At 47.0% G+C, this 24,830-nt stretch carries 20 protein-coding genes and 2 pseudogenes; 13 read left to right on the top strand and 9 right to left on the bottom strand.

Annotated features, from left to right (window positions below):
• Positions 1-12: 12 nt before the first annotated feature.
• The 6 genes and pseudogenes from glpK to NYE62_RS04765 all read left to right on the top strand — a co-directional run bounded on the left by glpK (position 13) and on the right by NYE62_RS04765 (position 7,639).
• Positions 13-1,503 carry a glycerol kinase GlpK gene (glpK, locus tag NYE62_RS04740; protein ID WP_144664039.1) on the top strand — a complete coding sequence of 497 codons (1,491 nt, stop codon included), beginning with the start codon at positions 13-15 and terminating at the stop codon, positions 1,501-1,503.
• Between the two features lie 137 nt (positions 1,504-1,640).
• Positions 1,641-3,308 carry a glycerol-3-phosphate dehydrogenase gene (glpD, locus tag NYE62_RS04745; protein WP_003155341.1) on the top strand — a complete coding sequence of 556 codons (1,668 nt, stop codon included), beginning with the start codon at positions 1,641-1,643 and terminating at the stop codon, positions 3,306-3,308.
• 139 nt (positions 3,309-3,447) lie between these two features.
• Positions 3,448-5,190, top strand: coding sequence for a phospho-sugar mutase (locus NYE62_RS04750; protein ID WP_007409283.1), 1,743 nt, complete (start codon positions 3,448-3,450; stop codon positions 5,188-5,190).
• Between the two features lie 145 nt (positions 5,191-5,335).
• On the top strand, positions 5,336-6,472 hold the full coding sequence (locus NYE62_RS04755) for a GAF domain-containing sensor histidine kinase (RefSeq protein WP_251257049.1): 1,137 nt from the start codon (positions 5,336-5,338) through the stop codon (positions 6,470-6,472).
• Positions 6,472-7,115, top strand: a pseudogene (locus NYE62_RS04760) (response regulator transcription factor). Before NYE62_RS04755 ends, NYE62_RS04760 begins: the two are co-directional and overlap by 1 nt.
• Entirely contained in the window at positions 7,115-7,639 is a 525-nt protein-coding gene (locus NYE62_RS04765) for an NADPH-dependent FMN reductase (RefSeq protein WP_144664201.1), read from the top strand. The pseudogene NYE62_RS04760 and the gene NYE62_RS04765 overlap by 1 nt, the downstream one beginning before the upstream one ends.
• A gap of 13 nt (positions 7,640-7,652) precedes the next feature.
• Here the strand turns inward: NYE62_RS04765 and NYE62_RS04770 are convergent, their stop codons facing one another.
• Positions 7,653-7,895: a YhdB family protein gene (locus NYE62_RS04770; RefSeq protein ID WP_003155335.1), complete on the bottom strand. Its 243-nt coding sequence runs from the start codon at positions 7,893-7,895 to the stop codon at positions 7,653-7,655.
• A 190-nt stretch (positions 7,896-8,085) separates the two neighbouring features.
• Here NYE62_RS04770 and NYE62_RS04775 point away from each other — a divergent pair, with 190 nt between their 5' ends.
• The gene (locus NYE62_RS04775; protein WP_342497269.1) at positions 8,086-8,409 is read left to right on the top strand and encodes a DUF3889 domain-containing protein; all 324 of its coding nucleotides are present in this window, start codon (positions 8,086-8,088) and stop codon (positions 8,407-8,409) included.
• A 44-nt stretch (positions 8,410-8,453) separates the two neighbouring features.
• Here the strand turns inward: NYE62_RS04775 and NYE62_RS04780 are convergent, their stop codons facing one another.
• The 3 genes and pseudogenes from NYE62_RS04780 to NYE62_RS04790 all read right to left on the bottom strand — a co-directional run.
• On the bottom strand, positions 8,454-9,908 hold the full coding sequence (locus NYE62_RS04780) for a peptidoglycan endopeptidase (RefSeq protein WP_256683748.1): 1,455 nt from the start codon (positions 9,906-9,908) through the stop codon (positions 8,454-8,456).
• A 179-nt stretch (positions 9,909-10,087) separates the two neighbouring features.
• Complete coding sequence (nsrR, locus tag NYE62_RS04785; protein WP_007610306.1) at positions 10,088-10,522, bottom strand: nitric oxide-sensing transcriptional repressor NsrR; 435 nt, start codon at positions 10,520-10,522, stop codon at positions 10,088-10,090.
• Between the two features lie 131 nt (positions 10,523-10,653).
• A pseudogene (locus NYE62_RS04790) lies at positions 10,654-12,233 on the bottom strand (mechanosensitive ion channel); the annotation flags it as partial.
• A 104-nt stretch (positions 12,234-12,337) separates the two neighbouring features.
• On the opposite strand from NYE62_RS04790, the gene NYE62_RS04795 reads away from it, so the two are divergent.
• Positions 12,338-13,744, top strand: a complete 1,407-nt coding sequence (locus NYE62_RS04795) for a SpoVR family protein (protein ID WP_033574462.1) — start codon at positions 12,338-12,340, stop codon at positions 13,742-13,744.
• 38 nt (positions 13,745-13,782) lie between these two features.
• Here the strand turns inward: NYE62_RS04795 and NYE62_RS04800 are convergent, their stop codons facing one another.
• On the bottom strand, positions 13,783-15,162 hold the full coding sequence (locus NYE62_RS04800; protein WP_144664043.1) for an alkaline phosphatase: 1,380 nt from the start codon (positions 15,160-15,162) through the stop codon (positions 13,783-13,785).
• Positions 15,163-15,621: 459 nt separating this feature from the next.
• Here NYE62_RS04800 and NYE62_RS04805 point away from each other — a divergent pair, with 459 nt between their 5' ends.
• Positions 15,622-16,446 (top strand): C40 family peptidase, encoded by an 825-nt coding sequence (locus NYE62_RS04805; RefSeq protein WP_199022444.1) that lies wholly within the window; start codon positions 15,622-15,624, stop codon positions 16,444-16,446.
• Between the two features lie 64 nt (positions 16,447-16,510).
• On the opposite strand, the gene NYE62_RS04810 is transcribed toward NYE62_RS04805, so the two are convergent.
• On the bottom strand, positions 16,511-17,389 hold the full coding sequence (locus NYE62_RS04810) for a LysR family transcriptional regulator (protein ID WP_025649531.1): 879 nt from the start codon (positions 17,387-17,389) through the stop codon (positions 16,511-16,513).
• Between the two features lie 109 nt (positions 17,390-17,498).
• On the opposite strand from NYE62_RS04810, the gene NYE62_RS04815 reads away from it, so the two are divergent.
• The 4 genes from NYE62_RS04815 (at position 17,499) to NYE62_RS04830 (ending at position 22,756) form a co-directional block, all read left to right on the top strand.
• Positions 17,499-18,602, top strand: a complete 1,104-nt coding sequence (locus NYE62_RS04815) for a citrate synthase/methylcitrate synthase (protein WP_032866195.1) — start codon at positions 17,499-17,501, stop codon at positions 18,600-18,602.
• Positions 18,603-18,681: 79 nt separating this feature from the next.
• The gene (locus tag NYE62_RS04820) at positions 18,682-19,551 is read left to right on the top strand and encodes an SDR family oxidoreductase (protein ID WP_199022445.1); all 870 of its coding nucleotides are present in this window, start codon (positions 18,682-18,684) and stop codon (positions 19,549-19,551) included.
• 331 nt (positions 19,552-19,882) lie between these two features.
• The gene (locus NYE62_RS04825) at positions 19,883-21,286 is read left to right on the top strand and encodes an amino acid permease (protein WP_040238370.1); all 1,404 of its coding nucleotides are present in this window, start codon (positions 19,883-19,885) and stop codon (positions 21,284-21,286) included.
• 114 nt (positions 21,287-21,400) lie between these two features.
• On the top strand, positions 21,401-22,756 hold the full coding sequence (locus NYE62_RS04830; RefSeq protein ID WP_040238367.1) for a sodium-dependent transporter: 1,356 nt from the start codon (positions 21,401-21,403) through the stop codon (positions 22,754-22,756).
• A 36-nt stretch (positions 22,757-22,792) separates the two neighbouring features.
• Here the strand turns inward: NYE62_RS04830 and NYE62_RS04835 are convergent, their stop codons facing one another.
• From NYE62_RS04835 to sigM, 3 genes are read right to left on the bottom strand one after another with little or no spacing between them, the layout of a single operon-like run.
• On the bottom strand, positions 22,793-23,083 hold the full coding sequence (locus tag NYE62_RS04835; RefSeq protein WP_003155315.1) for an anti-sigma-M factor: 291 nt from the start codon (positions 23,081-23,083) through the stop codon (positions 22,793-22,795).
• A complete protein-coding gene (locus tag NYE62_RS04840; RefSeq protein ID WP_040238365.1) occupies positions 23,071-24,144 on the bottom strand; it encodes an anti-sigma factor in 1,074 nt (357 codons plus the stop codon). The genes NYE62_RS04835 and NYE62_RS04840 overlap by 13 nt, the downstream gene beginning before the upstream one ends.
• A complete protein-coding gene (gene sigM, locus NYE62_RS04845; protein ID WP_003155312.1) occupies positions 24,137-24,628 on the bottom strand; it encodes an RNA polymerase sigma factor SigM in 492 nt (163 codons plus the stop codon). Before sigM ends, NYE62_RS04840 begins: the two co-directional genes overlap by 8 nt.
• Positions 24,629-24,830 lie beyond the last annotated feature (202 nt).

Consider the following 24,830-nt stretch of genomic DNA (forward strand, 5'->3'; position numbering starts at 1 on the left):
GAGAGCGGCATCATGGAGACCTATATTTTATCAATTGACCAAGGCACAACAAGTTCAAGAGCGATTCTTTTTAATAAAGAAGGAAAAATCGTGCATTCCGCTCAAAAGGAATTCACACAGCATTTCCCTCAGCCGGGCTGGGTGGAGCACAATGCGAACGAAATCTGGGGAACGGTGCTCGCCGTTATCGCGACTGTGATCTCCGAGTCCGGAATCAGCGCTGATCAAATTGCCGGCATCGGCATCACGAACCAAAGGGAAACGACGGTCGTATGGGATAAAGATACCGGAAAGCCGGTATACAATGCGATTGTGTGGCAATCGAGACAAACATCCGGCATTTGCGAAGAGCTTCGTGAAAAAGGATATAATGATACATTCAGAGAAAAAACGGGACTTTTGATCGACCCTTATTTCTCAGGAACGAAAGTCAAATGGATTCTTGACAATGTAGAAGGCGCGCGGGAAAAAGCGGAAAACGGAAATCTTCTGTTCGGAACGATTGATTCATGGCTCATCTGGAAAATGTCCGGAGGGGCGGCGCACGTAACGGATTATTCCAACGCTTCAAGAACGCTGATGTTTAATATACATGAATTAAAATGGGATGACGAGCTGCTTGATATTTTAGGCGTGCCGAAATCAATGCTGCCGGAAGTGAAACCGTCTTCTCATGTGTACGCGAAAACGGTTGATTATCATTTCTTCGGTAAAAACATTCCGATTGCGGGAGCGGCCGGAGACCAGCAGTCTGCGCTGTTCGGTCAGGCGTGCTTTGAAGAAGGCATGGGGAAAAACACATACGGCACAGGCTGCTTTATGCTGATGAATACCGGAGAAAAAGCCATCACTTCTGATCACGGCCTTCTGACGACAATCGCCTGGGGATTAGACGGAAAAGTCGAGTATGCACTGGAAGGAAGCATCTTTGTCGCAGGTTCTGCCATCCAATGGCTGAGAGACGGCATGCGGATGTTCCAAGATTCAAAAGAAAGCGAGACATACGCAGAGCGTGTGGATTCCGCTGACGGTGTTTATGTCGTGCCCGCTTTCGTCGGATTAGGCACACCGTACTGGGACAGTGACGTGCGCGGCTCAGTTTTCGGCCTGACACGCGGAACGACGAAGGAGCATTTTATCCGGGCTACGCTTGAATCTCTCGCTTATCAGGCGAAAGATGTGCTTGATGCCATGGAGGCTGATTCAGGCATCTCTTTAAAAACATTGCGTGTAGACGGCGGAGCGGTAAAAAATAACTTCCTCATGCAGTTCCAGAGCGACTTGCTTGATGTGCCGGTCGAACGTCCGGAAATTAATGAAACGACGGCGCTCGGTGCCGCGTATTTGGCCGGAATCGCTGTCGGCTACTGGAAGGACAGCACTGAAATCGCTGATCAATGGAACCTTGATAAGCAATTCAAACCGGAAATGGAAGATGAAAAACGCGATGAATTGTACGGCGGATGGAAAAAAGCAGTAAATGCAGCTATGGCTTTTAAATAAGATAAAAATGTGGTATACTGAAAACAAGTTAATAGGAACGGTCCTGAGATGAGGAGAGACCACAGCACCAAAGTGATAACTGCGCTTTGGCTGTTGTGGTCTCTTTTTCTATACCGTGACAACAAGGAGGAAACGTAATGATGAATCACCAATTTTCAAGTTTGGAACGGGATCATATGCTGGAAGACATGACTAAAAAAACATACGATCTGTTTATTATAGGGGGAGGTATTACGGGTGCCGGTACGGCGCTTGACGCTGCTTCAAGGGGAATGAAAGTCGCTTTGAGCGAAATGCAGGATTTCGCGGCCGGCACATCAAGCAGATCCACAAAGCTTGTCCACGGCGGTTTGCGTTATCTGAAGCAATTTGAAGTCAAAATGGTTGCAGAAGTCGGTAAGGAACGTGCAATCGTGTACGAAAACGGCCCGCACGTCACGACGCCGGAATGGATGCTGCTGCCGTTTCATAAAGGCGGCACGTTCGGTTCATTCTCTACTTCCATCGGCCTGCGTGTGTATGACTATTTAGCGGGAGTAAAAAAATCAGAGCGCAGAAGCATGCTGTCTGCTAAAGAAACGCTGCAAAAAGAGCCGCTCGTCAAAAAAGACGGCTTAAAAGGCGGAGGCTATTATGTAGAGTACCGGACGGACGATGCGAGACTGACGATTGAAGTCATGAAAGAAGCCGTTAAATTCGGTGCGGAGCCTGTCAACTATTCTAAAGTGAAAGAACTGCTTTATGAAAAAGGAAAAGTTGTCGGCGTTTTAATTGAAGATCTGCTGTCAGGCAAGGAATACAAAGTTTACGCCAAAAAAATCGTCAATGCGACAGGTCCGTGGGTCGACGAGCTGAGAGAAAAAGACCACAGCAAAAGCGGAAAACATCTTCAGCACACAAAAGGGGTCCATCTCGTATTCGACCAATCCGTATTCCCGCTTAAACAGGCGGTGTACTTTGATACGCCGGACGGCCGGATGGTGTTCGCCATTCCGCGTGAAGGAAAAACATACGTGGGTACGACCGATACGGTTTACAAACAAAAACTTGAGCACCCGCGCATGACGGTGCAGGACCGCGATTATGTCGTCAGCTCCATCAATTATATGTTCCCGGAACTGAACATTACGGCGGACGATATTGAATCAAGCTGGGCCGGCCTCAGACCGCTTATTCACGAAGAAGGGAAAGACCCGTCTGAGATCTCCCGTAAAGATGAAATCTGGACATCTCAATCAGGCCTGATTACGATCGCCGGAGGAAAACTGACGGGCTACCGTAAAATGGCTGAGCACATTGTCGACCTTGTCCGCGACCGCTTGAAAGAAGAGGGCGGCCAAGACTTCGGCGGCTGCAAGACGAAGACGATGCCGATTTCCGGCGGACATGTCGGCGGCTCTAAAAACTTCGAGTCATTTGTGGAAGCAAAGACAAAAGACGGCTTGAAAATCGGTTTATCACAGGAAACCGCTAAGCAGTTAGCCATCAGATACGGCTCTAACGTTGAAAATGTATTCAGCCGGATTGAAGGTCTGAAAGACGAAGCGGAAAAACGCCAGATTCCGGTTCACATTCTGGCGGAAGCGGCTTACAGCATCGAAGAAGAAATGGCTGCGACACCTGCCGATTTCTTCGTCCGCAGAACGGGAAGACTGTTCTTCGACATCAAATGGGTGCAAACGTATAAAACGGCCGTGATTGATTACATGAGCGACCGATTCCAATGGAATGACGAAACGAAAGAAAAACACACTGAGTGGTTAAATACGCTGCTGCACGACGCGGTTGTTCCGCTCGAACAATAATAACCGGAGGGCTGTGCCGAAAAGGCATGAGCCCTTCTTTTATCTTTTTACATAAAGCATTTGGTTAAGTTATCAAGTGACACGGGCAGCCGCTTCATATTAAAATATGGTCATAAGCTGAAATTATAGGAGGACGAACATGAGTTGGAGTAAGAGTTACGAACGCTGGAATCAGGCCGAACAATTAGATTCAGAATTGAAAAAATTATTGGCGGACGCAGAAGGAAACGAGCAGCTGCTGGAAGATTTTTTCTACAAAAATCTTGAGTTCGGAACAGGAGGCATGAGAGGAGAAATCGGGCCGGGTACGAACAGGATGAACATTTACACGGTCCGCAAAGCATCCGCCGGACTTGCGGCGTATATCGCGAAACAGGGGGAAGACGCGAAAAAAAGAGGGGTTGCGATCGCATACGACTCCCGTCATAAATCTCCTGAGTTTGCGATGGAAGCTGCAAAAACCCTTGCTTCCCAAGGCATTCAAACATACGTATTTGATGAGCTCCGCCCGACGCCTGAGCTGTCTTTTGCGGTGAGAAAGCTGAACGCTTATGCCGGTATCGTCGTGACGGCCAGCCATAACCCGCCTGAATATAACGGATATAAAGTGTATGGCGATGACGGCGCACAGCTGCCGCCGAAAGAAGCGGACATCGTCATTGCGGAAGTGAATGCCATAGAAAATGAACTAACGATTCAAGTTGAAGATGAACAGTCGCTGAAAGAAAAAGGTTTGATTAAAATAATCGGTGAAGAAATTGATAAACCATATACTGAAGAACTGACTTCCATCTCCGTACATCCCGAGCTTTCGGATGAAGTGGATGTCAGCGTCGTGTTCACTCCGCTGCACGGCACGGCAAATAAACCGGTGCGCCGCGGTCTTGAAGCACTCGGTTACAAAAACGTCACCGTCGTGAAGGAGCAAGAGCTGCCGGACCCGGATTTTTCAACCGTCAAATCGCCGAATCCGGAAGAGCACGCGGCATTCGAATATGCCATTAAACTCGGAGAAGAACAAAACGCTGATATTCTCGTCGCTACGGACCCGGATGCCGACCGTCTCGGCATTGCCGTAAAAAACAGCGAAGGCAAGTACACAGTGCTGACGGGAAACCAGACAGGCGCGCTTTTATTGCATTACCTGCTTTCCGAGAAGAAAAAACAGGGCGCCCTTCCTGAAAACGGTGTCGTCATGAAAACGATTGTCACGAGCGAATTGGGCCGCGCCGTCGCTTCATCGTTCGGATTAGATACGGTTGACACACTGACAGGCTTCAAATTTATCGGTGAAAAGATCAAAGAATATGAAAAATCAGGCCAATACACGTTCCAGTTCGGGTATGAAGAAAGCTACGGCTACTTAATCGGCGATTTCGCGCGTGACAAAGACGCGATCCAGGCTGCGCTGTTAGCCGTCGAGGTATGCGCCTTTTATAAAAAGCAGGGCATGTCGCTTTATGACGCGCTGCTGTCCATTTTTAAAGAATACGGTTATTACCGTGAAGGCTTGAAGTCATTGACGTTAAAAGGAAAACAGGGTGCAGAGCAGATTTCCGCTATCCTGACTTCCTTCCGAAACGATCCGCCGAAGCAGATGGCCGGAAAACAAATCACGCAGGCTGAAGACTATTCAACGGGAAAACGGACTGTATTTGCCGATCATCATGAAGAAGATATTGATCTGCCGAAGTCAAATGTCCTGAAATATTTCCTTGAAGACGGCTCTTGGTTCTGCCTTCGTCCATCGGGAACGGAGCCGAAAGTGAAGTTCTATTTCGCCGTGAAGGGAACTTCTTTACAAGACAGCGAACAGCGTCTTGCCGCATTATCTGAAGCCGTCATGAAAACAGTGGATGGCATAGTGGAAAAAACGAAATAAACAACAAACCGCCGGAAGCGACATCCGGCGGTTTTTTTATGCGTCTCATCCGAAAGTATGAGGAAAATTCATGCTGAAAACAAAGGAATATACAGAAAAGAATTGATATAATATGGATAATTCTGATTGGCCGGAGTGAGGGAAATTGACGAAAACGACGGTAGAAACGTTAAAAACGTTAAAAGCGATTGCGGAAACCTTAAACCAAAGCCACGATTTAAAGGAAGCGCTTGATAAAGTGCTCCGCGAACTGCTCAGCCTGACCGGGCTGCAGACAGGGTGGATTTTTCTGATTGAGCCGGACGGGTCTTATACGCTCGCCGCATCCGCTTATTTACCGCCGGCTCTCGGTCAGCGGGAAAATGCACTGATTTGCAGCGGGGAATGCTATTGTCTGACCAAATTCAGCAATGGCGGATTGACAAAGGCCGTAAACATAATGAATTGTAAACGGATTGAATTTGCGGAACAGACGACGAACTGCCGCGATACGGAGGGCATTACCCATCATGCGACCGTACCGCTTGAGGACGGCGGCCGGAAGTTCGGTTTATTAAACGTCGCCGCAAGCGAAAAGACATTTTTCAACGAAGAAGAACTGCATCTGCTTGAAGCGGTTGCATTTCAAATCGGAACGGCGATTCAGCGGATGAAATTGGCCGAATTTGAGCAGCAGAACGCCCTGTTGATGGAACGAAGCAGACTTGCGCAAGAGCTGCATGATTCCGTCAATCAGATGCTGTTTTCTGTCAGCTTAACGGCAAAAGCCGCAAAGAGCTTTACAGATGATGATCGGCTCCGGCAGATGATTACGTTTATTCAAGAGCTGTCTCAGGATGCGCTAACAGAAATGAGGGCGCTTATTTGGCAGCTGAAGCCGGAAAGTTTGACGAAAGGGCTGTATGCGTCGATCAAAAGCTATGCCGCTCTTATCGGCCTGGAAGCCGTTTGTGAAATGGAGGATGAGCTGGAGCTTACGGATGAACAGGAACACGCGCTTTGGCGGATCGCCCAGGAAGCCTTGAATAACTGTAAAAAGCATGCGGGAACGGACCGGGTTATCATTTCCGCCGTTAAAAAGCCGGATTGCGCGGAGCTTCATATTAGCGACCGTGGAGCGGGCTTCAGCGCTGATGCGCATGCTGTGCTGCCGTCGCTCGGCGTGACCGGCATGAAAGCGCGCGCCGAAGCAATCGGAGGCCGCTTTACATTGCAATCCGAGATTGGCGCCGGAACGATTGTCTCCGTTCGGCTTCCATTTCGGGACAGGAGGTCTGATTGATGAAAATTGTGATTGCTGATGATCATCACGTTGTCCGCAAAGGACTGCGCTATTTCTTCGCCACTCAGGAAGACATTGAAGTTGTCGGTGAGGCGTCCACCGGTGCTGAAGCGCTTCAGCAAGCTGAAAAGACGGAGCCGGACATCATTCTGATGGATTTATCAATGCCTGATATGGACGGCATAGAAGCGGCAAAAATTGCGGCTGAACGATTTCCGGACATCAGTATCGTCGTTTTGACGAGCTATTCTGATCAGGAGCATGTCATTCCCGCCCTTAAAGCCGGCGCAAAAGCGTATCAGCTGAAAGACGCCCAGCCCGATGATTTAGTGAAAACGCTCTGGGAAGTGTATTCCGGACGTTACCGGCTGTCGGCGGATATTGTGCCTCACGTGCTGACCCATATGGTTCAGGATGATCAGGATAAGGAAAAATATGATCAGCTGACCCCCCGTGAAAAAGATGTTCTTCAAGAAATAGCCAAAGGGAAAAGCAATAAGGAAATTACGGCGGCACTGTTTATTTCAGAAAAAACAGTGAAGACCCACGTATCCAACCTGCTGTCAAAGCTGAATCTTTCGATCGGACGCAGGCGGCATTGTATGCGGTAAAATATAATGTTTTTGGAAAGGCGGTAAAATGATGAGCATATTAGTGATCAGCGGAACACCGAGAAAAAACGGGCGGACTAGAATTGCCGCTTCTTATATAAGAGATCGGTTTCATACCGATTTTATTGATTTGAGCGAAAGTGATCTGCCGCTTTATAACGGTGAAGAAGAACAGAACGAGCTGCCTGCAGTGCAAGAGTTAAGGCGGCAGGTGAAAAAGTCGGCGGCCGTCGTCTTATTATCTCCCGAGTATCACAGCGGCATGAGCGGCGCTTTAAAAAACGCCATCGATTTTTTAAGCAGCGATCACTGGGCATACAAACCGGTGGCAATCATTGCCGCGGCGGGCGGAGGAAAAGGAGGCATGAACGCGCTGGCGAATATGCGGACGGTCATGCGGGGCGTTTATGCAAATGTCATCCCGAAACAGCTGGTCTTAGATCCGATTCACATTGACATGGAGCGCCGGACCGTATCTGAGGATATGGCGGTCAGCCTGAAAGAGATGATCGAAGAGCTGAATATGTTCACAAATACAAGAAATCCCGGCGTCTGACGCCGGGATTGTTTTATGTCAGCATGGCTAATTGATCTTCATAAGCGAGTTCTGTCGCATGATCAATATACCCGAGAAGGGAATACAGCTCTTTTTCAAGCACCGCATGATCATATTCGAAATGATACGCGTGCAGAAAGTGCTCAATACGCTTTGATAATAAATCATCTTTTGTACGAACCATCAAAATTAACAAATTGTCCCATTGAGACCGGTGTGTGTAATACAAGGCTTTATCATAATCCGCATGATCCATCTTACGCTTCTCCTTTCAATGAGAAGTTCTCCGTTAGTTTATGCCGTCGAAGACCGATGCAACAGGGGAAAAGTTGGTGGCCTTATCACAGCGGCATAGCAATATGAGGGAGACATAAAATAAAACCGCATATCCGTTTCTTCTTTGGACACGCTAAGATTGACAAAAAACGACTCAGGAGAACATAAAGATGAAATCCCTTCCATTTGTGCTTGCCCTCTTGTTTTGCGGCATTCTCATTGCCTCGATCGCTGAAAAAGGGCATACAAAACACCTTGATCCGTCAGTTGAAAAATGGGAACAGCTCGCATGGAACCAGCTTGAACGTGAATACAAGGGGGCCGAGCTTACCGATTATTCGTACATGGGCCGTACAAAAGTGAACCGGGAACAGACGAAAGATGTGTTTCGCGTAACGGTGCAAACAGCAAAAGAAACGTTTTCATCCCGTGCTGAAGTGTATTTCCATCCCGTGACAAAACACGTGATCAGCATTAATATTTTCAGACTGTAAAAAAAGCTGCACAGCCTTATTGAGGCCGTACAGCTTATCAGATATCAGAAGAAACGTTTTGCGCCGAGGTAGCGCTGTTTCCAATAGGAGTTGTTCATGCTGGAAATAACGACACCCGAATCGTTGGCATTAATAAACTGGCCGTTCCCGAGATAAATACCGACGTGGGAAGGTCCGGCTTTATAAGTTGAGAAAAAGACAAAGTCACCGACCGCCGGCTGGCTGACTGATGTCATCGTATTCCAGTAGCCTGCGGCTGAAAGTCTGGATACAGAAGTGACCTTATTGAGAACGTAATAAATGAAACCGCTGCAGTCAAAGCCTCTCGGCGTCGTCCCGCCCCATACATACGGTACGCCCAGCTGAGCTTTTGCGGCATCGATCATTACATTAATCTTCGCGCTTGTTGAACCTGTGCCGCCTGTGTTGCCGGACTGATTTGGTGTCGTGTTTGTCTGCTGCCCGGTAATCGTCAGCTTTTGTCCGATTTGAAGAACATCTGTTTTCAGATTGTTTTTCTCGCGGATCTGCTGGGCGGTCACATTGAACTTTTGGGCGATCACCCATAAAGAATCCCCGCTTTTCACGGTATATGTAGTGGTTTTCCCTGTATTTCCGGACTGGTTCGGAGTTGACGGTGAAGTCGAAGAGCCGGAAGATGACGTTTTGGTCAGCTTAAGCACTTGTCCGACCCGCAGCATGTCTGACGTCAGTTTGTTGATGCTTCTGATTTGCTGAACCGTCATATTGTATGCGTTTGCGATTTTCCAGAGTGAGTCTCCGCTTTTTACTGTATAGGAGGACGTTTGCGTCTGGTTTTTATTTTGGTCTGAATTGTCTTTTGACGGCGTGTTTCCCGAAGAAGACGTTCCTTTTGTTTTCAGGACTTGGTTTACGTAGATCGTATCCGTTTTTAAGTTGTTTAATACTTTGAGTTCCGCAATGGTCATATTGACGCTGTTTGCGATCTTCCATAGTGAATCGCCGAGTTTGACTTTATACGTCCCGGAAGATGATGACTGCTTTTTGCTGCTGTTTGAGCTGCTGCCCGGCGTGGTTTTTTTCTGATCGGTGCTTGAGGAAACTTTCCCCGTCACTTGCAGCTTCTGTCCCGCGCGGATTAAGTCGCTTGTCAGACCGTTCAATTTTTTCAGTTCCTGTACGGACATTTTAAAATCAGATGCGATCAGCCACAGCGAGTCGCCGCTTTTCACTGTATAAACGCTTTTAGTCGTGCCGCTGTTCTTTGAAGATGGATTTTTGCTGCCGGAATCTGATTTGCCGTTAGGAATGTTGAGCGTCTGCCCGATAGAAATAACGGTGGATTTTAGATGATTGGCTGATGTAATGGCATCCACGCTCGTATTGTAGTTTTGGGCAAGCTTCCATAATGAATCTCCGCTTTTAACCTTAATCGTTTGTGCTTCTGCCGGTGTTACAGCTAACGCAGACCCGACGATCGCAGATGCAGTCAAACCGACCGCTACCTTTTTTCTCATAATGAATCTCCCTTTTCCTGCGATGATTTTACTATCCCCATTCGTTGCAGCCGCAAGGTGAGGATATCAGTAATGATAATCTTTATATCGGCACTTGTCTGCAATCGTTTATCATATTAATAGAAATAGTCCTTTTTTCTTATGCCGGCATAAAAAAAAGAAGGAATGCGGACATTCCTTCAGCTTCTGAGCAGTCTCATAATCTCCTCTTTGTTTTTGACCAGATCCCTTAACGTATATTTGTCTAAAACGGCCAGGTAAGCTTGCAGGGCTTCATTCAGAAGGTTCTTTAAGTTGCAGGCGGGAGATATGATACAGAGATTTTTTTTGGAGTCAAAGCATTCTACGATGTTAAAGTCGTCTTCTGTATTTCGAACGACTTCTCCAATGTTTATGTCTTCCGGTGTCATTCCTAAACGGATTCCGCCTCCCCGGCCCCGGATCGTTTCGACATATCCGAGCTGGCCGAGGCGGTAAATGACTTTCATGAGGTGGTTTTTAGAGATGGAATAAGTATCTGCGATTTCTTTTATGTTGGAAAGTTCATCGGAATGTCTGGAAGCCAAAAAAATCAAAACGCGTAAAGAATAATCGGTATAGTTCGTTAATTTCATAGAATGACCTCGAAAAAAGAGATTTTGCTTCTGTTACAGTCTATCATATATGAATCTAAAATGAAAAAAAAGGAATTTGCCCCCTTAACTCAAAAAAAACGTGCGCTCCTTCTGAGCACACGTTTTTTTCGTTAAGACATCGGCGGCTTCCGATCGTCAGCCGATTGATGTTTTTCAATTTTGCGATCCAATTTTGCGAGATAACGGGAGGCGAAATCTTTTCCGCCAAGACCGAATGAAAGTCCGAAGGCAAGCACGAAACCGCCCAGAATCAGAATAAACGCGGCATTTACGATCGTGTCGGCGACACCGAGCTGATCCAGCGCCATAAAGATTGAAAGAGTGATAATGGTATATTTCGCAAGCGGCGCCAGGAATCTGAATTCCTTTCCGCTCAGCATGCCGGCAAGCAGTCTGCTGACGAGCTGTCCGGCCAAAAGTCCGATTCCGAGAATAAATACAGCGGCCAGAACATTAGGCAGGTAAGCGATAATACCTGTTGCGATAACGACGAGAAATTCGAGATGAACAAGCTGCAGCGCCTCTGCCGTAAACAGCAGGACGATGATAATCTGAACAATCATGCCGACCGTCTGAGAAAGCGTCAGCTTCGGGGTACCCGTCTGTTCAAAACCCATTTTACCGAGAAGAGAGTCGAAACCGGCCCGGTGCAAGAGCCCGGATACAATGCTGTTGACCCATTTTCCGATCCAGATGCCGGCGATGATCAGCACGATACCGATGATGATATTAGGGAGCATTGTGAAGACCGTGTGCAGCATGGCTGACGCCGGTTCAGAAATACCCGCCACATCAAGCCGGTCAAGCGCAGAAATGATCACCGGAATGAAAATCAGCACGTAGACAATCGTTCCGATGATTGCCGACAGGCTTGTATCCTTCAGGTATATAGAAAGCCCCATACGTGCGGCGAGCCTTTCCGTGCCGATACTCGCCAGAAAGTTTGTGACGATATCACGGACGAGACGGGCAACAAGCCAGCCGATTAAAACAATCAGCGCCGCGGCGAATAATTTCGGTATAAAGGACAAAACGCTTTGGATCATATTTGTAAACGGCCCTGATACTCCGCTGATTTGGAGAGCGGCCAAGACGCCGGGCAGGAACAAGAGCAAGACGAAGTAAAAAACGATTCGTGAAGCGGCCGTAACGGATCTGCTCATCTCCGCTTCTTCAGACACCATTGTCCATTTTCTGAGCCGGCCGTTTTCAGCGAGTTTCATGCCCGCTTTTTTGACGAGATAGCTGAAAAGCGAAGCGGCCGCCCAGCCCAACAGCAGAATCAGGCCGGCTTTTAAAATGCTCGGCACAGCCGCCGTTATCGCTGACAGCATGCTGACAAAAGGCGAAGCCACGGTTGTCAGATGCAGAATGTTAAAGAATAGAATAAAAACGATGATTAATGCGATAAAATAAATGACTTTACTGATGACTTTTTCTGAGGAATAGCGCGCCGGCTTTGTTTCGGCGAACAGTCTGTCGTCGATTTTTGTTTTTTGCAGGCCTTTGTATACAGCTTTTTCAATGATTTTGGCAATGCCCCAGCCGATAAGCAGGACGAGCAGTGCAATGACCAGATTCGGGAGTTTGCTGAGATACGTCGTAAGCATGTCTGCTGTATTCAAGTAGAATCGCTCCTTTTCTTTTTGGGGTATGGTGTGTGTTTTACCCACTTACATATAAAGCAAACGGGGCGGGTGTGCCGAAAGTTTTCAGACGGAAACCGGTCTGTTATTTCATCTTTTGAGAGGAGGGGTCATACATTATAAATAAGTCCAAGTAGGGGGGATTCGGTTGAACGCGGAGGAGACAAAAGGTTTACAGCGGGCAATTGAGGAAATAACCGACATTGCGAAGGGTTTCGGCCTTGATTTCTACCCGATGAGATATGAAATTTGTCCGGCTGAGATTATTTATACATTCGGCGCGTACGGCATGCCGACGAGATTCAGCCATTGGAGTTTCGGCAAACAATTTCACAAGATGAAACTCCATTATGATCTCGGTTTGAGCAAAATTTATGAACTTGTCATTAATTCCAACCCTTGCTACGCTTTTTTGCTGGACAGCAATTCGCTGATCCAAAATAAATTAATTGTAGCCCATGTTCTTGCCCATTGTGATTTTTTCAAACATAACTGCCGCTTTCAAAATACGAACCGGGACATGGTTGAGAGTATGGCGGCTGCGGCGGAGCGGATTAAGCATTATGAAAGAATTCACGGGATAAAAGAGGTGGAGTCCTTTTTAGATGCCATTCTGGCGGTTCAGGAGCATATCGATCCGTCGCTCGTCAGGCCGAAGCTGCTGTGGAGCGTCGATGACGAAGAGGAGGACGAAGAAGAAACCGCGCCATCGCCTTACGATGATTTATGGGGAATGGATAAGCCGAAGCAGCTGAAAAAGAAAAAAGGGAAAAAACCGTTTCCGCCCCGGCCGGAAAAAGATATTCTGCTGTTTATCGAGGAACATTCGCGGGAGCTTGAACCGTGGCAGCGTGACATTTTAACCATGATGAGAGAAGAAATGCTGTATTTCTGGCCTCAGCTGGAAACGAAAATCATGAACGAAGGCTGGGCATCCTATTGGCATCAGCGGATTATCCGCGAGCTTGACCTGACTTCAGATGAAGCTATCGAATTTGCGAAGCTGAACGCAGGCGTCGTTCAGCCGTCAAAAACGGGAATCAACCCGTATTATTTAGGGCTGAAAATTTTTGAAGACATCGAAGAGCGTTATGACAACCCGACAGATGAAATGAAAAAAACAGGGGTAAAGCCCGGTTCCGGACGCGAAAAAATGTTTGAGGTCAGGGAAATTGAATCGGATATATCATTTATCCGCAATTATTTGACGAAAGATCTCGTAATGCGTGAGGATTTGTATTTATTCCAAAAGCAGGGCAGGGACTATAAAGTGATCGACAAAGAATGGAAGGCCGTGCGCGACCAGCTCGTGAACATGCGGGTCAACGGGGGATTTCCTTATCTGACCGTCAATGACGGGGATTACCTGAAGAATAATGAGCTTTATATTAAACATTGGTATGAGGGAATTGAGCTTGATCTGAAATATTTGGAGAAAGTGCTGCCGTATCTGTACCAGCTGTGGGGCAGGAGCGTGCACATCGAATCTGTTCTTGAAGACAGAGAAGTGATGTTTTCGTATGACGGCAAAGGAGTGCACCGGAGATATCTGTAAAAGAAGAAAGGATGCGGGGAAACCCCCGCATCCTTTTTTTATTTTCCGTGTTTCAGGATGTGAAAGATCTTTTTGGCCTGGTCCGTGTTGTTTAAAAGCCCCGTAAATGACTCTCTTCCCGGACCGTATGCGTAAACGGGAACTTCTTCGCCCGTATGATCGCCGGTTGTCCAGCCGCTGTTGGTTTTCGCATTAAAGAGCTTAATGATCGCTTTGTAGACGCTCTTGTCAGCATCCTGTTTTGCGGCCGTTTCGATCTGTTTGATTTCAGCTTTTGACCATTTCAGGTCTGTATAACGCGCAAGCACGGAAGATACGGATTTGCCCGCTTTGATTTGGTCAGCCATAAATGCCGGGGTTTTTTTGGCGGCAAGAATCGGTTCAACATGCCAGTTTTTATCGTCATTCGCGCCGATCGTCAATCCGCCGGTGGTATGGTCAGCCGTGGCAACGACAAGCGTATGTTTGTCCTTTTTGGCAAATGCGATCGCTGCTTTATACGCTTTTTCAAAATCCTTCATTTCACTCATTGCACCGACTATATCATTGTCATGTCCCGCCCAGTCAATTTGGCTGCCTTCGACCATTAAGAAAAACCCTTTTTTATTCTTGTTCAGCCTGTCGATCGCCGCCGTTGTCATGTCTTCTAATGAAGGGACGGCGTTTGAGCGGTCGATTGCTTTGTCGAGTCCGCCATCGGCAAACAGGCCGAGAATCTTCTTGTTACGATCCTTTTTGAGCTCCTGTTTTGATGTCACGTAGCTGTATCCCGCTTTTTTGAAATCCTTTGTTACATTGCGGTCTTTACGGATAAAGTTTGACTTGCCGCCTCCAAGGAGCACATCGACTTTTTGTTTTCCGTTGATGCGGTCATCAAAGTAGCTGCTTGCGATATCATCCATGTTCTTTCGGGATTTGTTATGGGCTCCGAATGCCGCAGGGGTGGCGTGGGCAATCTCCGAAGTTGCGACAAGTCCGGTGGATTTCCCTCTTTGTTTCGCTTCTTCGAGGACGGATTTTACCCGCTTTCCTTTTTTATCGACTCCGATCGCCGCGTTATACGTTTTCACGCCCGTGGCCATTGCCGTGCCAGCCGCCGCGGAATCGGTAATATTGGAATCAGGATCGTCAGGATAAGTCATCATCATACCGGCGAGATTGGGGTCGAATGCCGTCAGTTTCATACCATCCGAAGGCTTTCCTTTGTTAATGACCGAACGATAGGCGTTTATATAGGGAGCGCCCATTCCGTCGCCGACCATGAAGATGACGTTTCTGATTTCGTTTTTGTCAGGCTGTTTTTTTGCCGCAGCCTGTTCGGAGTGCTGAAGCCCCGCGCCCGCAATCAGACCGGCTGTCAGCACGGATACGGCTGCCGCCGGCAGAAGTTTTGATCGAACCTGTTTAAATAGACTCATTCTCACTCGTCCTCCTTTAATCGTGTCTGCATGTCTAATGGTAGGGGATGTTTGTAAAGAGTGCCTGTTCCTCCTGTAAATTTCAGGTGAAACATTGTTAGAAATGTAAATTCCGGTGTGAAGTTATGTTTTCAAGAAAGAGTGAAAACCATTCACTTTTTTGAAAAAGCCGAGGATTTTTTTAACAAGGGGTTATTTGGAAAATAAACTGCTTTGTTTTTCCAAAATACGAGGATCACAGGAAAAAAACATGACAAATTGACTTGTTTTTCGTCACGTTTGAAATCAAATTGAAATATTTAATACCCTTAAAAACTTTTTTCTAAAACGAATTAGTAAGAAATTTGTCACGGGAAGTCAAGTCTATTTCTAGTGGAAATTGAACCTTATAATAGGAAACAGATAAAAACTTTAAAAAAGAGACACATAAAATAGATAGAATCAGTCAGGGAGGAAAATATGAAAAAGCAACTTGTTACAGCAACAACGGCAGTGGTTTTGGGGACGACTTTGTTTGCGGGCGCGGCATCTGCGCAAACGATTAAGGTAAAAAAAGGCGATACATTATGGGGACTTTCAAATCGGTACGGAACGTCAATTAATTCCATTAAATCTGAGAATAAATTAAAATCGGATATCATTTACATCGGCCAGACGCTTTCGATCAACGGTAAATCATCCTCAGGTTCAAATTCCGGCAGCAAGTCATCATCGTCTACATATAAAGTCGTAAAAGGCGACAGCCTTTGGAAAATTGCGAATAAATATAAAATGACGGTAAACCAATTAAAAAGTTTAAACGGTTTAAAAACGGACCTGATCCGCATCGGACAAGTTCTTAAAGTAAAGGGATCAACTTCCGGTTCAACGTCTTCAGGATCTTCGTCATCAAAGCAGCCTTCATCCAGCCATAATGCTGCACAGACGAGCCTGAATGTAAACAAGCTGATTTCTGATGCGCAATCTTTAATCGGCACGCCGTATGTATGGGGCGGAACAACGACTTCCGGCTTTGACTGCAGCGGATTTATCTGGTACCTATTAAACAAACAGACGAGTGTCGGCAGAACAAGCACTGCGGGATACTGGAGCTCAATGAAGAGCGTGTCCAGTCCGTCAAGAGGAGACTTCGTCTTCTTTACAACATATCAGGCCGGCCCTTCACACATGGGTGTGTACATCGGAAACAACAAGTTCATCCATGCCGGTTCTGACGGCGTCGCAACAAGTGATCTGAATAACAGCTACTGGAAACCTCGCTACCTTGGCGCGAAAAGATTCTAGCAGCGATAGAAACCCGTTCATCAGAACGGGTTTTTTATTTAGACGGGACAGAGCTCCATTTGTTTCACCTAAAATGAAAATGTGATAAAAAATCTAAAAAGGTTTTCTTTTTTTCATTTTCATAGAGGGCGATGGCGTACGCGCCCGCGCTCGGCATCTGGGCGAATTCGCACGGAATTTCAATCATGCTGCCTGCGGCGAGTTCGGCCCGTACCGCTGACAGCGGCAGAAATGAGACACCCAGCCCCTCTTTAATAAATCTTTTCGTAATATGCGTCTGTGTCACCTTCATCGTCCTGACGAAAGGAAACTGTATTCTGACCTGGCGGAGCAAATCATCCCAATAGTCAGGATGGTTATGGGTCAAAAGCAGATATTGTCCGAACAGGTCTTTTACTTCATCCGCCTTCCCTGTTCCGGGTTTTCGGCCGGGCGGCGCGACGAGGACAACGGGGTCATTGTACAGGGGGCGGCAAGTGAGGGAAGATGATTGCACCTTTAAGCAGCTCAGTCCGATATCGGCTGAGCCGTTTCTGATTTGAGAGGCGATTTCTTCCGATTCGAAAATGGTGACCGTCATTTCGGTTTCTTTATTGTCCTCTGTATAACGCTTCATGACAGACGGGAGAACGGTGTCGGCGATAAGCGGCGAAACAGCGAGTGTCAGCGTGTGCGAGTAGCCCTGGCGCACTCTGTGCAGCTCCGCCATGCTGTTTTCATAGTCTTCCAAAAGCCTCATGGCAAACGGCACGTATGCTTTTCCTTCTTCCGTCAATTGTATTTTCCGGCCGCTTCGCTGAAACAGCTTGCAGCTGATTTCTTTCTCTAATAATTTTATATGAACGGTGACGGTCGGCTGAGATAAAAAAAGCGTTTCCGCCGTTTTTCTGAAATTCTCATATTTTGCCGCGGTGACGAAGGTGTGAAGCCATTTAAAATCCATAGATGCACTCCTCTGATTAAAAGTTTTAATTAATTCCCTTAAAAATATTCATTATTTTTTAAATATTATATTTACTATAATAACAGAAAGAGGATAAGGGGGAATGAAATTGATTTATCGTGGATTGAAAGGGATTACTTGTGCAGAAACGGCGATCAGCCACATTGACGGAGAAAAGGGGCATTTAATATATCGCGGCTATGACGCGAAGGATATCGCGCTGCAATCCAGTTTTGAAGAAGCAGCGTATCTCATTTTGAACGGGGCGCTTCCTGATGAGCGGCAATTGCTTGCGTTTCAGGAAGAACTTGCAGCCGAGCGCGGGCTTCCGAAACATTTGATCGACTTACTGGAAACGCTTCCGGATGAAATGGACGACATGGCGGTGCTGAGAACGGCTGTTTCAGGTTTGGGCACAGATTCATTTACATATCCGCCCAAGCCGGAAGAAGCGATTAAACTGATTGCCGTCACACCGACGATTATTGCGTACAGATACCGCCGTAAACAAGGGCAGGAAGCGTTGTCACCTGAGGCGCGATACGGACACGTTGAAAACTATTTGTATATGCTGACAGGCAGGCAGCCGTCCGCAGCCCAAAAGAAAGCGCTTGAAACGTATATGATTCTGGCGATGGAGCACGGGATGAATGCATCGACTTTTTCAGCGAGAGTCACCGTTTCGACTGAATCGGACTTAGTGTCTGCCGTCACTGCCGCACTGGGTACGATGAAAGGGCCGCTGCACGGAGGCGCGCCTTCAGGCGTCACGAAAATGCTTGAAGACATCGGGACAAAAGAAAATGCAGAAGCGTATTTGGCAGCGAAGCTTATGAGGGGAGAACGCCTGATGGGCTTCGGGCACAGGGTGTACAAAACAAAAGACCCGCGGGCGGAAGCGCTGCGCATAAAAGCTGAAGAAGTGGCGGGAAATGATCCGTCGCTTGACTTGGCGCTTTATGTAGAGAAGGAAGCCATCCGCTTGTTAGAGCAATATAAGCCCGGACGGAAGCTGTATACGAATGTGGAGTTTTACGCAGCGGCTGTGATGCAGGCCATTGATGTCGACAATGATTTATTTACGCCGACCTTTTCAGCAAGCAGAATGGCAGGCTGGTGCGCACACGTGCTTGAACAGTCCGCTGACAACATGATTTACAGACCGTCTGCGAAATACACCGGCGCTTTTCCCGAAACGGCTCAGCAGCTTTAATTACCGGCATATTTGTCCGTTTAACTCCCCGCACTGCGTGGTATCGTCTCAGTAATACCAATTGCAGGAGTGTGAGAATATGAATCCGATGGACAGACAGACGGAAGGACAAAAGCCGCAGGTGCAAAACCGCCAGCCCGGCATTGAGTCAGACATGGAGCCGAAACCGCTCTTGGAGGACCCGGATGTAAAAGGGTCGGGCAGATTAAAAGGAAAAGTCGCCGTCATCACGGGCGGAGACAGCGGCATCGGCGCAGCGGCTGCGATCGCTTACGCGAAGGAAGGAGCGGATCTTGCCATCCTGTACCTAGACGAACATGCCGATGCTGAGAGAACGAAAAAGCGTGCGGAAGAATACCAGGCCGAATGCCTGTTAATCCCGGGCGACGTCGGTGATGAGGCGCATTGTCAGAAGGCGGTCCGGCAAGTCTTAGATCGCTACGGAAAAATAGATATTCTCGTTAATAATGCGGCTGAGCAGCATCCGCAAAACGGGATTCTTGATATTACATCTGAACAGCTGGAGAAGACATTCCGTACAAACATGTTTTCCATGTTTCATATGACAAAAGCCGTGCTGCCCCACCTGCAAAGAGGGAGCGCCATCATTAATACAACGTCTATTACCGCTTATCAGGGAGACACATCATTGATCGACTATTCGTGCACGAAAGGCGGCATCGTTTCCTTTACGCGTTCAATGGCGATGTCATTGGCCGATCAGGGGATCAGAGTAAATGCGGTGGCCCCTGGCCCGATCTGGACCGCCCTGATTCCGGCAACGTTTACTGAAGAAAAGGTGGAAAAGCATGGTCTGGACACTCCGATGGGAAGACCGGGACAGCCTGCGGAACACGCCGGAGCTTACGTGCTTCTGGCTTCAGATGAATCTTCCTATATGACGGGGCAAACCATTCACGTAAATGGCGGCAGATTTATTTCAACATAATACGCAAGTCTTATCCCGCGCTTTTAAAAAGGGCGGGATTTTTATTTGAACGTACATATGAATACGATTTTGAAAAATGGAAGTCGCCAGCTGAATCACTAATGTTAATATTTCACAGTGGAGAATCCGCTGAGTTCTGTTTTATGAAAACTAAAAATAATATATAGAATTTTCAAAAAGTTATTTTCATTTTTATATTTTTCGCTATAATATGATGTAGGAGAAAGGAATGATGTGCTGAAACATTTCATGCGAAAAATAAGAATTTAGTCATTATTGCTATTGTTATCTGAATATTCTAACATATATTGGTTTACAAGGAGTGAAGCAGATGAAGGGGAGCGTATTCAGAAAGAAAAGCATTCAGGACCTGCTTGCCGCAACGAGCGGGGAAAAGTCGCTGAAAAGAGAGTTAGGGGCCTTTGATTTGACCCTTCTGGGGATAGGGGCCATCATCGGAACGGGGATTTTTGTATTAACCGGAACAGGCGCTGTCACGGCGGGGCCGGGGCTGACCGTTTCATTTGTCATCGCCGCTCTTGCGTGTTTATTTGCGGCTCTGTCATATGCTGAATTTGCTTCAAGCGTCCCGGTTTCAGGTTCCGTCTACACGTTTACTTATGCGACACTGGGTGAACTTCTAGCGTTTATCATCGGTTGGGATTTAATCTTGGAATATATGCTCGCCGTCAGCGCGGTTTCGGTCGGCTGGTCCGGCTATTTTCAATCATTCTTGGCGGGCTTCGGCATTCATCTTCCGACCGCATTAACGGCCGCGCCAGGATCCATTAAAGGCACGGTCACATTCTTTAATCTCCCCGCATTTGTTATCGTGCTTGCGATTACATTCCTCCTCTACTTAGGCATTAGGGAATCGAAGCGGGTCAATAATATTATGGTCATTTTGAAGGTTCTGGTTGTTCTATTGTTTATCGCCGTTGCGGCCGTATATGTCAAACCTCACAACTGGCAGCCGTTTATACCGATGGGTTTCGGCGGTGTTTTCAGTGCCGCGGCGCTCGTTTTCTTCTCTTTTATCGGTTTTGACGCCGTCTCTTCCGCCGCTGAAGAAACGAAAAATCCGGCGAAGGATCTGCCGAAAGGAATTATCTTTTCATTAATCGTCTGCACCGTGCTGTATGTGACCGTATCGGCGATTATGACGGGCGTCGTTCCGTTTGCCCGCTTTGAAGGCGTTGACCATCCCGTGTCTCTCGTTCTGCAGATGGCCGGACAGAATTGGGTGGCCGGGATTATTGATATCGGCGCAGTGTTGGGGATGACAACGGTGATGCTCGTCATGCTGTACGGGCAGACGAGGGTGATGTTTGCCATGTCCCGTGACGGTTTGGTGCCGGGGGCGCTTTCAAAAGTTCATCCGAAGCATAAAACGCCGCACGTGGTGACATGGGTGTTCGGCATCCTGTCAGCATTACTCGGCTCGCTCGTCCCGCTTGATGAACTGGCGAAGCTGGTGAACATAGGCACGCTTGCCGCGTTTGTCCTGATTTCCGTGGCGGTTATCGTATTGAGAAAGAAACAGCCTGATCTGCCGAGGGCTTTTAAATGTCCGGGGGTTCCCTTTATTCCGATATTGTCCATTCTGTTCTGCGTGTTTTTGATTATTAACCTCGGCGCCACGACCATATTCCGTTTCTTTATCTGGCTGATCATCGGTCTGGTGATTTATTTCTTATATTCGAGAAAGCATTCGAAATTAAACGGGGATTTGTAAGGAGCGGCACCCGCCGCTCCCTTTTATTTTTCGGAATAATGAAACATATTGAAATGGGCTTAAGTTATCGCAGTGAATAAGGGATAATATAGGGCGGAAGGGAAGTGGAAAGTCGTGTCTGACCAAAAAAGGGTTCAATGGGCCTCAAAAATAGGATTTATTATGGCCGCTGCCGGTTCGGCGATCGGCCTGGGAGCCATTTGGAAGTTCCCTTACGTAGCGGGTACGAACGGAGGAGGCGCTTTTTTTCTTGTATTCGTCCTCTTTACCGTGCTTTTAGGCTATCCGCTTTTGCTCGGTGAATTTATTTTCGGAAGACGGAGCCAGACAAATGCGATTGATGCCTACAAACAAGCCGCGCCGAAGTCGGTATGGCACCTCACGGGTTATGTGGGTGTGGCGGCCTGTTTTTTAGTTTTGTCTTTTTACAGTGTTGTCGGCGGGTGGATTTTGCTTTATGTGTTAAAAGCCGTTACGGGTTCTTTATCCGGGCTCACTCAGGAGCAGTACGGAACGGTGTTCGGGACGGTCATTGAAAATCCGATCCAGACTCTCGTTGCGCAGCTTGTATTTATGATCATGACGGTGGCGGTCGTCGCAAAAGGCGTGCAGAAAGGGATTGAACGTGTCAGTGCAGTGCTGATGCCGATTTTATTCGTGCTGTTTCTATTGCTTGTGCTGCGATCAGTCACGCTCGATCATGCCGTTGAGGGGATTAGATTTTTATTGGTTCCGCACTTTGAAGATTTGACGCCGGAATCCATCCTATATGCTTTAGGACAGGCGTTTTTCACATTAACGCTCGGCGTTTCGGTCATGGTGACATACAGTTCGTATCTGCCGAAAACCCAAAACCTTCCGGGATCGGCGGGTTCCATTGTTATGATGAATGTGCTCGTCACGCTGTTTGCGGGACTGGCCATTTTTCCGGCGGTTTTTTCGTTCGGCTTTAAACCGGATGAAGGGCCTACACTGCTGTTTACCGTACTGCCGGCTGTGTTTGACCGGCTGCCGTTCGGCTCGCTGTTTTTTATCAGCTTTTTGGCGGTCTTTTTCTTCGCCGCGCTGACTTCGGCCTTTTCGATGGTGGAAATTATCGTGGCGACTGTCGGGAAAGGTGATGAAACGAAAAGAAAGAAGCTGTCGTGGACAAGCGGTCTGCTCATTTTCTTAGTCGGAATTCCGTCCTGTTTATCATACGGTGTTCTCGGTGATGTTCATTTGTTCGGAAAAACGTTTTTTGATCTTGCGGATTTCACCGTCAGCAATGTGCTGATTCCGCTCGGCGCTTTATTAATATCAATCTTCGTCCCGCTGAAAATACCGAAGCAGGAGCTGTTTGCCGAGATGAAAAGCGGTTCCGCCATCGGCTATCGTTTCTTTCAGGTGTGGTATTTCCTTCTGAAATATCTCGTGCCGCTGGCTATCATCGTCGTATTGCTGCATTTAATCGGCGTTCTTTCATTTTAAAAAAACAGGCCCCCGTAAAAGGGCCTGTTTTTATGTTTAAAAACCGAATTGCAGATTCGTATCAACCGCAACGATCGTATATACACAGACAATGACGAACAGATTGAGAATGACACCGAGCAGTCCCGGGCCCGTCCGTCCTTTTTTAATAAACAGCTCAATGATGCCGAACGGCACGGCGGCCATCGCAAACGGCAGCATCTGATAAGAATAGAAAGTCACATTGCTGATGATTGCCACGTTCAAAAGCAGCAGCGACAAAATCGCGGTACCGACTGATATCCAGCCGAAAACATTATGCTCTTTAAAAATTCTTACCAATTCCATAATTCCACCTCACCGATGTTTGCTGCTTTTACTGTTTTGTTTTTCAGCAGACGTTCGATTTCTTTTGTCGGCCCCGTCACGACAGAGCCGTATACGTTCATTCCGTGATGTTCAACATAGTCGATTCGGCTGCCAAGATTCATGTCTTTTCGTTTCGATATTGCATGCGCCCATTTTTTATGGCTGGACATAAATTCAAGGGCATTGATAAATTGTTCACGGTCTGTCTGTCCTTGCGTTTCGAAAGAGGACACCATCTTGGAATCTTTCCCGGGAAATCCTAACGGCTCGGCATAAGGACTGTCTTTCAGATTTTTCTCCGTTTCGACCGCGTTCCATAAAAACTTCACATCGTATTTTTTAAAAGTCGAATATACTTGAGAAGAAGGGTAGGCCCTGTCATAAGAAAGATAGACCTCCGCCACGCTTCCTTCAGGCAATTTTTTTAATGTCTGTCCGGCTTTTTCAATCGTGCGTCCCTTTAAGCCGGAAGGATGGGCGAAATAATGCTTTGCCTGTGCCGCGTCTAGATCATAGTAGTTAACGGCAGGCGATTTGACCGTATCTAAAAACATTTCAATCCGTTCTCCGCCGACGGATTTCGTTTTTGTGCCGATCTGCTTTTGCAGCGGAAATTCCGTATTCATTCCAAACAGCTTCACCTGGCTTTTCAGTCCGGAGGTATCGACGAGGACGTTCGGCATTGTGGTCGCCACCGTCACTGCCGCGGTCTCCATTAATTGATTGCCGGTGCTTTCTTTTCCTCCCAGACCGTAATAGAGGTAGCTTCCTAATGTGCAAAGCGGCAAAATCATCAAAGTGGAGATGACGGCGAGAACTGAAATCCGCAAATACGATTTGCGTTTTCCGTATGATAAAATGGCCTTCTGTTTTTCCGGGCTGATGCCGACGTCCCATTCCCGGTCGTCCTGCATTTCGCTTTCAATCAACTCCTGATAGACTTCCAGCTTTTCCAGCTCTTCTTCAAAGGCGGCCATTTCCCGGTCGCTCATTTCTCCATTTTTGTATTGGTAAAAACGCTTTTTAAATTCTTCATTCATCATTAACACCTCTATTATAAAGTGCTTTCAGCCGCTGTCTGGCACGAAATAAAACACTTTTAAAATTAGCCTCTGAAATATTCATAATATGGGATGCTTCTTTGTAATTCAGTTCTTTTAAATAATACAGTGTTAAGGCCTCCCGATAATTGTCGGGAAGTTCGGACATATACCCTGTCAGCACTTCCTTGATTTCAATCTGATGAGCCGGGCTTTGAACAGCCGTCTGAAAAAGGCTCCCAATTAAGTCATCGGAAATGGTCACTTCCTTTTTATGTTTTCTGACATAATCTATAAACGCATTTCTCGCCACTTGAAAAAGCCATGGCTTTACTTTGCTGTGGTCGTAGGAGTGAATGTGTATGTATGCCCTCATAAAGGTTTCCTGCAGCAAATCTTCAGCGAGATGCTTGTCTTTTGTCATGGAGAGCAGGAACCGGTAAACATCATTCATATACATTTGGTAAATTTCATCGATCGTCACTGCCTTTTCTCCCCTCTATGTTATACACGCATAAGAAAGGTTTAAAGTTGCACGTTCCATGCAAACGGCTTAAATTCATTTTCACCTCATCAAACACCATTTCTCTATAGTACCCAAAATCCGTCATAAAAGATAGAGATCGGCGGAGGAAAAATATAATTGTTAGTACCAGGTAATAAAAAATATTGTTATAATAGAGAGA

Source organism: Bacillus sp. FSL K6-2861, from assembly GCF_038630725.1.
Lineage (GTDB): Bacteria > Bacillota > Bacilli > Bacillales > Bacillaceae > Bacillus > Bacillus velezensis.